Origin of the sequence: Mangrovimonas sp. DI 80 (assembly GCF_001975575.1) — a bacterium.
In the GTDB taxonomy this organism is placed as follows: Bacteria; Bacteroidota; Bacteroidia; order Flavobacteriales; family Flavobacteriaceae; genus Mangrovimonas_A; species Mangrovimonas_A xylaniphaga.
Map to the genome: position 1 here is coordinate 553,141 of NZ_MSDT01000002.1, position 14,296 is coordinate 567,436.

General features: G+C 38.7%; 11 protein-coding genes. 2 read left to right on the plus strand and 9 right to left on the minus strand.

What is annotated here, in order from left to right:
• The 5 genes from BKM32_RS03045 to BKM32_RS03065 all read right to left on the minus strand — a co-directional run bounded on the left by BKM32_RS03045 (position 1) and on the right by BKM32_RS03065 (position 6,343).
• Entirely contained in the window at positions 1–3,141 is a 3,141-nt protein-coding gene (locus BKM32_RS03045) for an efflux RND transporter permease subunit (protein ID WP_076662488.1), read from the minus strand.
• Positions 3,142–3,159: 18 nt separating this feature from the next.
• Positions 3,160–4,287: an efflux RND transporter periplasmic adaptor subunit gene (locus tag BKM32_RS03050; protein ID WP_076662489.1), complete on the minus strand. Its 1,128-nt coding sequence runs from the start codon at positions 4,285–4,287 to the stop codon at positions 3,160–3,162.
• A gap of 22 nt (positions 4,288–4,309) precedes the next feature.
• Positions 4,310–4,810, minus strand: a complete 501-nt coding sequence (locus BKM32_RS03055) for a GbsR/MarR family transcriptional regulator (RefSeq protein ID WP_053976340.1) — start codon at positions 4,808–4,810, stop codon at positions 4,310–4,312.
• Positions 4,811–4,931: 121 nt separating this feature from the next.
• Positions 4,932–5,951: a phenylalanine--tRNA ligase subunit alpha gene (gene pheS, locus BKM32_RS03060; RefSeq protein ID WP_053976341.1), complete on the minus strand. Its 1,020-nt coding sequence runs from the start codon at positions 5,949–5,951 to the stop codon at positions 4,932–4,934.
• Between the two features lie 35 nt (positions 5,952–5,986).
• Entirely contained in the window at positions 5,987–6,343 is a 357-nt protein-coding gene (locus BKM32_RS03065) for a hypothetical protein (protein WP_076662490.1), read from the minus strand.
• A 110-nt stretch (positions 6,344–6,453) separates the two neighbouring features.
• On the opposite strand from BKM32_RS03065, the gene BKM32_RS03070 reads away from it, so the two are divergent.
• A complete protein-coding gene (locus BKM32_RS03070; protein WP_076662491.1) occupies positions 6,454–6,993 on the plus strand; it encodes a CvpA family protein in 540 nt (179 codons plus the stop codon).
• Here BKM32_RS03070 and BKM32_RS03075 read toward each other — a convergent pair.
• Genes BKM32_RS03075 through BKM32_RS03090 form a run of 4 tightly spaced genes read right to left on the minus strand, consistent with a single transcriptional unit; the run spans position 6,990 to position 12,083 of the window.
• Positions 6,990–9,182, minus strand: a complete 2,193-nt coding sequence (locus BKM32_RS03075) for a PepSY domain-containing protein (RefSeq protein WP_076662492.1) — start codon at positions 9,180–9,182, stop codon at positions 6,990–6,992. The two genes, BKM32_RS03070 and BKM32_RS03075, sit on opposite strands and share 4 nt — an antisense overlap.
• A gap of 11 nt (positions 9,183–9,193) precedes the next feature.
• Positions 9,194–9,679: a DUF2271 domain-containing protein gene (locus tag BKM32_RS03080; protein WP_076662493.1), complete on the minus strand. Its 486-nt coding sequence runs from the start codon at positions 9,677–9,679 to the stop codon at positions 9,194–9,196.
• Between the two features lie 12 nt (positions 9,680–9,691).
• Positions 9,692–11,173, minus strand: coding sequence for an ankyrin repeat domain-containing protein (locus BKM32_RS03085; protein WP_076662494.1), 1,482 nt, complete (start codon positions 11,171–11,173; stop codon positions 9,692–9,694).
• 4 nt (positions 11,174–11,177) lie between these two features.
• Positions 11,178–12,083 carry a DUF6607 family protein gene (locus BKM32_RS03090; protein ID WP_076662495.1) on the minus strand — a complete coding sequence of 302 codons (906 nt, stop codon included), beginning with the start codon at positions 12,081–12,083 and terminating at the stop codon, positions 11,178–11,180.
• A gap of 73 nt (positions 12,084–12,156) precedes the next feature.
• Here BKM32_RS03090 and BKM32_RS03095 point away from each other — a divergent pair, with 73 nt between their 5' ends.
• Positions 12,157–14,289, plus strand: coding sequence for a TonB-dependent siderophore receptor (locus BKM32_RS03095; protein WP_076662496.1), 2,133 nt, complete (start codon positions 12,157–12,159; stop codon positions 14,287–14,289).
• Positions 14,290–14,296 lie beyond the last annotated feature (7 nt).

Below are 14,296 nucleotides of genomic sequence, written 5' to 3' on the forward strand. Positions count from 1 at the left end.
TTAATCTTCTTTAGTTTGTTCTATTACTGCTGGCTTACTGGATACTTTTTCTTGTAGCCATTGGAATAAAATAAAGAGGATTGGTATTACAAAAATCCCCAATATTGTTCCTATCAACATTCCTCCTGCAGCTCCACTACCAATAGAATTGTTCCCTTCGGCACCAACCCCTTTGGCCAACACCAATGGCATTAAGCCTAAAATAAAGGCAAACGAGGTCATTAAAATAGGTCTTAAACGCGCTTGGGCACCATGTATAGCGGCATCTGGAATACTTTCGCCATTACGTCGGCGTTGTACCGCAAACTCCACAATTAAAATGGCATTCTTGGCCAATAACCCAACCAACATGATTAAGGCAATCTGGAAGTAGATATTGTTCTGTAAGCCCATCATTTTTGTAGTAAAAAAGGCTCCAAACACACCTAAAGGCAGCGATAAAATAACCGCTAATGGCAACAAATAACTTTCGTATTGGGCGGCCAACAAGAAGTATACAAATACCACACACAATATGAAAATAAGTACGGTTTGGTTTCCTGCATTTACTTCTTCACGTGTTAAACCAGAATAAGCCACATCGTACTGTGTTGGCAGACTTTTCAGTTCTTCTTCAATAATACTAATAGCGTCTCCTGTACTAAATCCAGGATTTGAAGCTCCTGAAATTTTTGTAGAATTATAAAGGTTGAAACGAGTTACCGATTGTGGTCCATACACTCGCTTCAGTTTTACAAATTGGGTAATTGGCGTCATTTCTCCGCTACCCGTTTTTATGTACAGTTCGTTTAGAGATTCCTTTTGCGAACGACTTTCCGGCGGCGCTTGAACATATACACGGTACTGCTTTCCGAATCTGGAAAAGTCGGCGGCATAAACTCCACCAATATACCCTTGCATAGTAGCAAAAATAGAACTGATAGGCACATCATATTTTTTGGCCAACGGTACGTTAATCTCCATTTCGTACTGAGGATATTTAGTGTTGAATGACGACTGTCCGTATTGAATGGCCGGATGCTGCATTAAACGCCCAATAAAATCTTGGGTTGCAGCTTCCAGTTCGGCAAAACTACCTCCGGATTTATCCAATAAATTCATTTCGAATCCAGAAGACAATCCAAAACCAGGAATACTGGGTGGAGCAAAGAAGATAATTTGAGCTTCCGGTATGCCTGCTGCAATCCCAAACAATTTACCTACAATAGCAGAAGATGATTCGTCTTCGTTTTCACGCTCATCCCACTTTTCCAGTTTTATAAATCCTAAACCATAGTTAGAACCAGTTCCACTAATCAAACTTCTACCGTTGATAACGGTTACCCCTTTTACTCCCGGCACTTCTTTAGCTCTACGGTACATATCCTGCATTACCATATTGGTGCGGTCCATAGACGATCCGGCAGGCAATTCAACATTCATAAAGATGATTCCCCTATCTTCATCTGGGACAAATCCTGTTGGTGTGGTATTGGCTGTCCACCAAATACCTACAGCAGCAAGTATTAAAAGAACTGCAGAGATCCATTTATTTTTATACAAAAATCGTAAAGACTTACCATAACGCGCTGTGGTGGCACTGAAACCTTTGTTGAAACGGTCGTAAAATCCTTGCAAAAAACTTTTCTTTTCATGTTCGTTTTCATCGTGACCTTTCAAAAACAGGGCACATAAGGCAGGACTCAAAGTCAAGGCGTTAACTGCCGAAATCAAAATGGCGACAATAAGGGTTACCCCAAACTGCTCGTAAAACACACCTGTTGGTCCTTGCACAAAGGTTACCGGAATAAATACCGCTGCCATCACCAAAGTAATGGAAATAATAGCTCCAGATATTTCGTGCATGGCGTTTAAAGTTGCCTGTTTGGCACTAGGTTCACCTTCGTCCAATTTGGCATGAACCGCTTCTACCACCACAATGGCGTCATCCACCACAATACCAATAGCCAATACCAAAGCGAATAAGGTTAATAAGTTAATTGAGTAACCAAAAACCCCTAAAAAGAAGAAGGTACCGATAATAGCCACGGGTACTGCAATGGCAGGAATTAACGTGGATCTAAAATCCTGAAGGAAGATAAACACCACAATAAACACCAAGATAAACGCTTCAATAAGGGTATGTTTTACCTTGTTCATTGAAGCAGTAAGAAATTCGTTGGTGTCGTAATTGATGACGTAATTCACCCCTTCTGGGAAATCTTGGGACAAGCGCTTCAGTTCCGATTGAATTTCCTTAATGATCTCTTGGGCATTAGAGCCAGCAGTTTGGTAAATTCCCATGTTGATACTAGGATAGCCATCCGTAAACCCATACGAATCGTAAGACTGTGCATCTAACTGAATTTCGGCGACATCCTTTAATCTCAAATATTCACCATTGTCCAACGCCTTAATGACGATATTATTATATTGATCTTCAGACTTAAATCGGCCGCTATATGTAATGGTATAGGTAAACGATTGTCCTGAGTTTTGCCCTAAAGCACCAGCCGAAGCTTCCAAACTCTGTTCCTTTAAAGCCGCTGTGACATCTGAAGGCAACAAATTAAAGGCTGCCAATTTTTCTGGTTTCAACCAAATACGCATGGCATAATCTTGGCTACCAAACACGTTTACATTACCAACCCCCTTCACCCTTTGCAAGGACGGAATCACATTAATTTTCAAATAATTCTGAAGAAAGGTGGCATTATAATTTTCATTTTCTGAATAAACAGACATGAACATCAAGGCACTGGTTTGTTGCTTTTGTGTTAACACCCCTGTTTGAATAACCTCCTGCGGCAATAACGGATTGGCTCTCGCCACACGGTTTTGAACGTTAACCGCTGCAATATCCGGATCGGTTTCCTGATCGAAATATACGGTTATAGAAGCTGTACCAGCATTCGAGGCCGTCGAGGTTATATAAGTCATTCCTTCAACCCCGTTAATCTGTTCCTCAATAGGAATGATCACACTTTCCATAATGGTTTCGGCACTCGCACCTGGATAGGTAGTATTTACCGTAATAGTTGGTGGCGCGATATCAGGATATTGCTCTACGGGCAGTGTAAAAAAGCCCAACACCCCTAAAATGACTATGATGATGGAGATTACGGTAGACAATACCGGTCTCTCTATAAATGTTTTTAACATATGTCCTTTTCTAAAAGATTATTGAAATAAAGGGGGAATGGGTTTTGCAACGCTATCGAAAGCCACTTCCTGTGGCTGTATAACTGTATTGTTTCTTAATTTTCCTGTACCACTAGCTACTATTCTGTCCCCTTTTGAAACACCCGAACCAACTAGGTACAGATAATTGTTTTTATCCTTAATACTAATTGGGGTTGCCACAGTTTTGTTTTCAGCATTTACAGTATATACAAAAGTTTGTCCCTGTTGCTCAAATGTAGCCGATTGCGGTATCACCACTACATTTTCGTATTCGTTGGGAATGCTAATTGTTCCACTGTTACCGTTAGTAATCAATCCCGTAGGATTGTCAAAAATGGCTCTAAAACTAACGGTCCCCGTGCTAACATCGATTTGACCGGTTACGGTTTGTATGGTCCCTTCCTTTTTGTACTCAAATCCGTTGGCCAATGTCAGTTTCACCTTTGGAAAATTGGCGACTTTCTCTTTAAGCGTATTACCCGGAGTATTTTGTAAAAAGTCAAGATATTCCGTTTCATTCATAGAAAAGAAAGCGTAGATTTGGTTGATATCAGACACAATGGTCAAGGGCTTTTGACTAGTCGCACTCACCAAGGAACCTTCCCTAAATTGTATGGCACCAACCACCCCGTTCACTGGGCTTTTTACCGTAGCATAACCAATATTGGCATTAATGCTATTGTAGGCACTTTGAGCCTGTGCCAATTGCGCTTTGGCCGTTTCCAATTGTACATTGCTTATAATCCCTTTCTCTACAAGAGGCTTTATTTTTTCAACCTCAACCTTTGCCACATTAACCGCAGCTTTGGCAGCATCGGCATCCTGACTTAGGGATTGTGTTTCCAGTTTAAATAAAGCTTGTCCCTTTTTTACTGTTTGGCCTTCGTCAACTAAAACCTCCTGAATGTATCCACTCACTTTGGCTCTTACCTCACTACTAATGATTCCTTCTATACTGGTAGGATATGTTACAAAAGTAGTAACCGTTTTTTGAGGTACGACGGTGACCGGAAATGGCTTTGGCTGCTGTTGCTGCTGTGCCGCCTGTTTATTATCGTTACCACACCCCAAAAAAAATATAGCCGCTACTGTAAACGACAGTATAGTAATTCTTCCTTTTCTCATGTTTGTATTTAATTGTTTAGTGCTACTCTTCTGATTGTTTATCTATGATTTTATTTTTTAAACCTGTTACCGCTCCAATAATCTCATCTAGAAACATGATATAATTATTGTGAAATTCCAGATCGAACTTTTTTTGTTCCTCTTCTGAAACAGCGTTGACATTTTCTTTATAGGTTTTTATTTCAAGGTGTAAGTCACGGATGGATGACCACATATCTATAAGTCCATTGATATGCTGAAAAATACTGTCACTACTAACGATATAGTATTTTTTGCGGTCTCCAACCTTTGTAAAGTAGGTGAGTTTCTTTAAATCCAATAAATGGTTTAAATGTGTAGAAATAGTGCTCTTACTAGCACATAAATCGGTTACGAGATCATCAAAGGTCAAACCCGATTTCCCAGTAAGTATGGCATAGGAAACAATGCGCGCCGCTACAGGAGCCAACTTATCATTATTCTCAATAAGCACCCCTAATTTTTCGACCAGCCTTTGCTTCTCTTTGAGTAAATCTGCTTCCATAACCAAAAGATTTACACAAAAATAAGTTTAGTTCGGAAAAAACCGAACCAACTAGTCGTTAAAAAATTGTTAAATAAAAAAAGCCGGTACTAACCGGCTTCCTACATATATAAGTGATTTCTTAAAATGCTGATTTGAACTGCTCTAAAAAGCGCACATCGTTTTCACTCAACAATCTAATATCATTGATTTGATGCAATAACATTGCGATACGATCGATCCCAACTCCAAAGGCAAACCCAGAATACACTTTTGGATCGATGTTGCAGTTTGTTAAAACATTAGGATCTACCATCCCGCAGCCTCCAATTTCCAACCAACCGGTCCCTTTAGTGATGCGGTAATCAGATTCTGTTTCCAATCCCCAGTACACATCAATTTCTGCACTTGGCTCGGTAAATGGGAAGTACGATGGTCTTAATCTAATTTTAGATTTCCCGAACATCTCCGTAGTGAAATATTGTAAAGTCTGTTTTAAGTCCGCAAAACTTACATCCTTATCAATATACAATCCCTCTACTTGGTGGAAGAAACAGTGAGAACGCGCCGAAATAGCTTCATTTCTATACACTCTTCCTGGAGAAATTGTTCTGATAGGCGGCTTGTGTTCTTCCATGTAACGCACCTGTACAGAACTGGTGTGGGTACGCAACAGAATATCAGGATTGGTTTGAATAAAGAAAGTATCCTGCATATCTCGTGCCGGATGGTATTCTGGAAGATTCAATGCTGTAAAGTTGTGCCAGTCGTCTTCAATTTCTGGTCCTTCACTTACATTAAAACCAATGCGCGAGAAAATATCGATAATTTGATTTTTCACTATCGACACCGGATGTCTTGCTCCCAATTCAATGGGTTCTCCCGGACGGGATAAATCGCCATAAACACCTTTCACTTCTTCCTTGGCTTCCAACTCCTCCTTTAAAGCATTCACCTTTTCCTCGGCTGTTTTTTTAAGGGCATTGATTACCTGACCAAATTCTTTCTTTTGGTCGTTGGCAACATTTTTAAACTCTGCAAAATACTCCTTCAACAAGCCTTTAGACCCCAAATATTTAATTCGGAATGCCTCAACTTCTTCTTTGGATTGCGCCTTAAATTCTTCTGCTTCAGCAATTAATTCTTTAATCTTTTCTATCATGATATCCTTTGAAATGAATGCAAATTTAATAAATCTTATTCTATATATTCTGCTTCCACAAAATAGTTAACAATGGCTTCCTTCATCAACACCGACTGCTCGCCTGCCTTTAAAAATGGCAAAGCTTCCTTCACCTTATAATGTGGCCATTTATCTTCGTCATAATAATCAAATTCGTAGTAACCATAAGGTTCCAACAAACGGCAAATGGCAATATGCATTAAATCCACTTTATGGTCCTTTTTAAATCGGCGCCCCAATTGGCCCAATTCCTGCACTCCGATAAGATAAATTATAGCATCAAGGTCCAACGTATCCCCATCGGCAAATTGTTTGGACAGCTTTTCAACCACCAAATCCCATCGTTGTTTTAATTGTTCGTCTCTTGACATAGCTTTTAAAAAGGGCAAAGTTACTAAACATCGTGCTACCTAAGGACATCTCTTCCAAAAAAAGAAGATAAGTGCCCCAAATGTGTATATTTGTTGAAATTGTTGACCCCATGAGTGTAATTGACATTGTTTTAGGAGCCTTACTGCTTTTTGGAATTATTAGAGGTTTTCTAAAAGGGCTTTTTGTAGAAGTAGCCTCTTTGATCGCCCTAGTTGCTGGTGTTTTCGGCGCCATGCATTTTAGCAACTATGCCGCCAATTTTTTGAAAAGTAAGGTAGATTGGGATGAAAACACCATAACCATTACAGCCTTTGCCATTACGTTTGTGGTGATTGTATTGTTGATCGCTCTTGCAGGGAAAGCGCTTACCAAATTAGCCGATTTTGCGGCTTTGGGAATCATCAATAAATTGTTAGGCGCCCTTTTTGGAGGTTTAAAGATAGGCTTGATCTTAAGTGTGATTCTGATTGTTTACGAACGCATGAATAACTCCATGCCTTTTGCTAATGAAAAGCAATTTGAAGATTCCATACTTTACAGCCCTGTAAAGTCTTTAGCCCCCATGATATTTCCCGCCTTTTTAAATCCAGACCAAATGGAAGGCCTACTTGAAGGGGATTCTAAAACCGAAGAAGACAGTAACGATTAGTAACAATCCATTTTCAGTTGCCCTTGTGCCTGATAAAAACTTAAAGGTTTATGGGTAAACTCTACACAAATAGATTCCAAAACTCCCAAGACTCCTTTTTGCATTGCCAAAGACCCACAGATCATAATGACACCACCACTATAAAGGGTTTGAGCTATTTCACTAGCATTGTCATGCAGTTTGTCCTGCACATAGCATTGGTCAGCTTCACGGGAAAGCACCAACTCAAAGTCGCTTAATTTTTTCTCAATCAACAAGGCTTCTATTTCAGGTTTATATAAATTGAAAGATGCCTGAGTTCGTAAACCTAAATAGAGTTTGGTTTCCCTATGCTTTTTATTTTGATGAAGCATTCCCAAAAAGGGAGCTACTCCCGTACCATTGGCTATAAGGATAACCTTTGGTGCCTTAACTGGAAAATGAAACGACGAATTTTTTATGATTTTAGCCTTGAATTTATCTCCTACCTCCAAATCATTTAGGTAATTAGAACCCAAACCATGCTCGTAAAACTTAATGCTCAATTGAATGTTTCCATCAACCTTCCCAATAGAATACAAACGTTCTCGATAATCATTCTTTGGATAGATGGCTAACAAATCTCCAGAGCTAAATTGCTGTGTTTTTTTTGGTTTCAACTTAATAAGAAAGGTATTGTCTGGACTATCAGCAACCTCTGTTTTCCCAACCACCTTTAAGGTTTTTGTATGCTTTTGGGGTTGAGTCAACTCCTCTTTGGGAATTTCCAATTTCAAGCCTACTTTAGAGCTCCATGAACCTACAAACTGATGGAAGGCTTCTAGAGATTTGTCGTGAATAGCCGTAACTTCCATGGTTCTTTCAAAATGTTGCTCCATAGATTTATCCACATCAAAGGCAAATTGACAAAAATCGGGGTAGGCCAAAGACCCAAAACCAACTACTGCATACCTACATTTATTAGACTGCTTAATTTGTTTCAAACCTTCCAAAAATTTATTGGCATTGGTAGGCGCTTCTCCTTGTCCGTAAGTTGCTGTGAAAATGATAAATTGTTCGGCTTGGGAAAATTCGGTGTAGTCATTCAACTCCGCAATAAATACCTTTTCACCTACTTCCAACAATTGTTTATAAAACGCATTGGCATAATGCATAGTAGAACCATTTTCAGAACCTACCAAAATGATGTATTGACATTCCTCCCTTCTATATTTATTCTTTAATCCTGACGCACGACGCTTCAAGGTCATATCAAACCCAGAATAAATAAAAAACAAGATGTTGATACTGGCCAAACCCAAAATAAAAGCCCAAACCGTATTGCCTTTTCCTGTATGCAACGCCATACTAAAATTGGAAACCACTTCCACCATGGGTGCTTTCAAGCTACTTAACACTTCTCCTGTGTATTGGTTCACCACCAACTCTTCCTGTTTTAACTTTAAGGTGAAATAATCCTCTACATCGTCTGAAAAGGGAAATTCCAATGTTTCAACTTCAGAAAGTGGTGTGTTTTGGAACAATTGGAATTCAGAAACATCACGTTTTGGAGTCTCTGAAATTGTATTAAAATCAATCTTGTACTTTTCCTTGCCTTCTGGCAACAGATTGAATTTTTCCATAGACAGATATACCCCAGTAAGGGTAATGATAATGATAGGAACTAAGGACAGACGTCCCAATACCACATGCCAATACTGACTAAAATTCTCGTTGACAATCTTAGCAAAAAACTGTTGGATGCCTCTTTGTCGTTTCACTATTAGAATAGTCCCGGTAATAGCAATCACAAACAGTAAAAAAGAGCACAGTCCCACAAAAAAACGGCCGACACTCTTTAAAAATAAAGACCTATGAAAATTAGTTACCCATTGAAAAAATTTGGAAGGCTCCGATTTCTGTCCTAAAAACTCAGCCGTAATTGGGTTAAAATACCCTTCCAAGTTGTCACCTTCCTCCGTGAATACCGAAGCCATTACAAAATGGCTGGCATCTACCTTGATTTCGATAACTTCAGGATAGGTCTCCTTAAATACCTCAACGGTTTGGGCCAAGGACACCTCATCCAAATCGGCAACCTTGTAAGGTGCCATTTGTTCAGAAATAGGCTGAAATGCCAAAATGGCCCCAGTTATGGAAGCCAAAAGGATAAAAACAACAGAAGATACAGCCAATGCAAGGTGACTGTATCTCCAAATTGAAATGGTCATATTACGATTGTTTAATTGGGCATCATGCGGACATAGCGAATAAACCCTGTGCCTTCCATTTTACCTTTTACGGTTTCGGATGTTAATGGAAATTCAACATCCTGCGTGTAATATTCCTGGTCTTCTACAGCGGTTTCAAAACGAATGCTATAACCGGCATCAATTTTAGAATCTTCAATTTCGATGACATTAATACTGCGCTCTCCCCCAGAGATCGTAGCGCCTGTAATGGCATCAATATTGTTACGCTTTTTACCATAAAACTTCCACCAAGATTCCAAGGTATTGTACCACTCATTATCATCTCCCTGCACAAACAGTGTTTGCTCATAGTCCCCTGCTGGATTGATCAATGAAATGGCAACATAAGCACCTTCCCCTGTATAATTGGTCAATTGGATCATGCATTTATATTTGGTAGATGGCCCTTGATTGGTAAACGACACCAACCCAAAAACCGTTACCAATACTACTGCTATCAAACGTATATTCTTCATTCTGTAAATGTCTTATTTTAAAAATTCTATTGAAATGTTATTGCTCTTCAACAATTCATTTTCCTGGGCCAAGTCATAGGCCGTTTCCTCAAATTCGGTCATAAGGGTTTTGTTGGCTCCTTGGGCCACCAAGAATTTCATAATGCTATCATCGGAAGCTTTCATGGCCGCCAAATGCAAAGCAGTGTTCCCGTCTCCATTTTTGGCATTCACATCTATTTTCATATCAGCAGCCATTTTCAACAACTCCAAACTTCCTTTTTCAACAGCCATATGATACCATGTATTGCCATTTTTTTGGGTTTGCTCCAACTGCAATCCATGTTTCTCTAGGCTGCTTAATTTTTCTAAAAACTCCTTAGGGTTTCTAGTTGAATAGGAATTTACCAACGCGTAGACCAAACTATTTCCCTCCTTATCTAGAACATCTATTTTCGCTCCTCTTTTTATTATGAAATTAACCACTTCAACCGTATTTCCTTCCACAGCATAAAACAAAGCTGTTTGTCCTTTTTTGTTGGCATGGTTAATATCCTTAAAGTTTTTGGACAGCAATTGCACCATATCCAAATTATTTCGGTAAGCGGCATTCATAAAAGGTGTATTTCCATTATGATCTTCTTCATTCACATCCAAACCTTTCTCCAAGAGATAGTGTATCAATTCTTCATCCTTACTTCTTGAAGCCAAAATATGTAAAGGTGTCTGTCCTTCTCTATTGATAACATTAGGATTAAGACCTTGTTCTTCTAAAAACTTATAGACTTCAATACCATTGGTCTTTCCTCTAGTTCCATAAGCCGTAAACATAAAAGCTTGGTTGTTTCCTTTTATGCCTCTACCCTGTAAAGCTTCCAAAGCTTCCAAATTGCCTGTTCTTGCAACATAATTAAAAATTCCATTTCCATCTCTATCCACGCTATTGATATCCAATCCCTTTTTTTGAAAGTATTCAACCAATTGAAAATCTTGATCATTAGGAGCCACCAACAACAAAGCATTGGTACCATTTGGAGTTACATCCTTTTTTAGGTTAGCACCATTGGCCAAACAAAGGTCATACACCTCGGTATTTTTTTGTCCTGAAGATGCCGCAAAATTTAAAATGGTATTCCCCTTATCATCTTTGATATCTGTTTTGGCGCCATGTTGCAACAGGTATTCCATGACTTTTGTATTCCCTTTATAAGCCGCCCAGAAAATATAGGTACGCCCATCGTGGGTCAATTTATTTACATCATTGCCTTTATGCTCCATCAAATAGGTTATGGTATTAAATGGTGCATCTTCTAAAATGGCATAAACCACACCATCAAAATTATTTGCATTGGCCTGGGCAGGATCATTCCCTTCGGCAATTTTTGCTTTTACCAATGCTACATCCGGTTGCGATTTCCAGAAGTCACGGCTTAAAAAAGCATTATCCTGTGAAAACGACTGTATCCCCAGTAGCAACATAGCACCGAGGATACAGGATTTAAAACAACTATTCATAAGTTTATTTTACAAAAGATTCAATTAACGGATTGATCTCCTCCGCTGTTTGGTATTTTTCAGCATCAAACAAATATTTAAACAATACTTTGTTATCAACTTTTTCCTCCAAATATAAGTCTTTATGTCTAGCAAACACTTCATCCCATTTAGCTCTTACCAAAGCCCATTTAGCCTGATTGGTACTCCAGTAATCTTGAGCTGCTTTACACATGCTATCGTCAACTTTTACATAGGTATTGTACCCCTTTTCCTGAGCCAAAACCTTATCTTCGTTTCCTTCCTCACGCACTAACTTGTCGTTGTCTTGGTTGTGGATCCAACCGTTATCGGTGATTTCGTGACGATTTCTTCTTACAGTTACATTATAATCACTACGTTGGGTATACTCACGTCTTGGTAGTGGCGCAGTTGTAGTATTTTCCCAATAGCTTTTGCCATCTACGTGTACCCAAGATGCGGTTCCTTCGTATCTAGGACTATCATCCACTTGAAATACTTTTTGCGTCCACTGTCCTTTTACTTCACTTTTCGACAAACTTTGGTAGCTCCACTTATTATTATGGTCGTACACATACAAATCGGTGTTTTCGAATTCCCAGTCCTGTCTCCAGTGCTTTACAATATGAGGAGCCTCCGAAGGTCCTACAATCAATAAATGCTGCATGGAAATTTTATCCTTGCTGTCCTCTACCAACTGTACCCACTCCAAACCTCTATCGTGTTTTGTTTTGGAAGGCACATAAGTTGAATCGCCTGAATACTCAAAAGTTTCGGCAAAATTGAAGTTTACCTTATAACAACCACACATATCTTTAATGGCTTGTTGATCTTGCTTCTTCTTGTTTTGGGCATTTAGGTTCACACTAAGAAATAATGCCACTGCGACTAATGGAAAAATACGTTTCATTGAGAAAATTTTATTCTTATTTAGATTGATTTAAAATAACATTGATATATTTGCACTGCAAAACTAATCAAGAATGAGTCTAAATAAAAATAAAATTGTCGTTTATTTTTTACTTTTTTTAAGCCGCTTCGCCTTTTCACAGGAAGTAACACAAGACTCTACCCAAGTTGAAGCTCTATCCGAAGTAGTGGTTACAGGGCAGTACAATCCCCAGTCTATTAAAAAATCGGTGCACAATGTTATAGTTATAAAAAGGGAACAAATAGACAATCAGGCAGCCAATAATCTAGCCGATTTGCTCAATTTCAACCTGAACCTTACCATTCTACCGAGTTCGCAAACAGGAAAATCAACCATTTCATTTTTTGGTTTAGATGCCCAATACTTTAATATTCTCGTTGATAACATTCCTTTGGTAAGTGATAACGGACTTGGTAACAATATTGATTTAACGCAAATCAACCTGGACGATATTGAGCGCATCGAAATTGTGGAAGGCGCTATGGGTGTGGAATACGGTGCTAATGCAGTTTCTGGTGTCATTAACATCATTACCAAAAAATCCATTGACAGCAATTGGAAATTGGAAGCCTTAGTCCAAGAAGAAACCATAAGCGATGAATATGCTTGGTTTGATGAAGGAAGACATATACAAGGACTAAACCTAGCTCACAATTTCTCTGATAAATGGTTCGCTAAAATAGGCTTTAACCGTAACCAATTTGCAGGGTTTTTGAATGATAGAAAAGGAAAAGATCATTATTTAAATGATAGCTTACGTGGTTACGAATGGTTACCTAAAACCCAACTTACTAGTGGCGCTATGGTCAATTACAAAACAAATCGTTTCAACCTCAATTATAAGTTTGAATATTTTAGTGAGACCCTAAATTTTTACGACCAAGCTGTAAGATCCAATTACGACGTTCCTTCGCAAACCATAAACCCTTCGTCTACAGATAAAATATATACCACCAAACGATTAGTCAATAATTTAAACCTTAATGGCACATTAAAATCTGGAGGAAATTACCAAGCTTCCCTTTCCTATCAACAACAGGAACGTGACCTAAATCAATTCACCTATTTCATCCTTAGCGAAACAAAAACGGATGAAGCTGACACTACCTACCAGTCCAGTAAGGTATTCTTTTCTAAAGGTACCATGAGCAACTTGCTAAAAAGCAAAGCATTCAATTTTCAGTTGGGCTATGAGGCCCGTTATATTGAAGGATTCGACACCAAAGCTTCAGGAGACTACACCCAAAATGACAAAACTCATACTCAAGGGAATTACGCTTTGTTTGGCTCATCGGAATTCCAACTGAACAATTCCATTTCATTCAGACCAGGATTACGTTACGAGTACAATACAAAGTACCGCTCCAAAACTACAGCTAGTTTAAGTGCTCGCTATTTAATGCCTCATGGCTTTGAGCTTAGAGCCAATGTAGGAACTTCTTATAGAACTCCAAATTTTGAAGAGCTCTATTACTATTTTGTGGATTCCAACCATGACGTTAGGGGAAATGAAAACTTAGACCCCGAAAACGGAATTACCGCTTTTATAAACTTAAAAAAACGCAGTTACATCAACAACACTTCTTTACTAAACTCAATAAAATTGAGCTATATAGATGTTCAGGACAAAATTGATCTAGCTGTGGTAAACACTCTTCCTCTTCAATATCAATACATCAATATAGATAAGTATACACTATGGGGACTCACCTCAGACAATGCCATAAACACAGACCGTTGGACACTTAAATTGGGAGCTACCCTACAAGGCATTTCACGTGTCTACAACAATGAAATCAATGGCAATGACAATTTTCTATATGCCTACCAAATCAATACAAGCAGTACCTATCACCTAAAAGAATGGAACACCTTTATCACCATGCTTTTTAAATATCAGGGCCCCACTCAAAGATATGTCCAATCAAATGAAGATGAAGACGGGAATGCATTATTCACCCAACAAACAACCGATGGTTATGGTTGGCTGGACGCTTCTGCTAAAAAATCATTTTTTAAAGAAAAACTAACAGCCACTTTAGGAGCTAGAAACCTTTTGGACATCACTAGTGTGAATATTAGCAATTCCAGTTCTGGAGGCACACACTCCTCAGGTAGTCAATCCCTACTGTTGGGTTACGGACGCTCATTTTATTTAAAACTATTATATAATCTGAATTTTTAAAATCAAT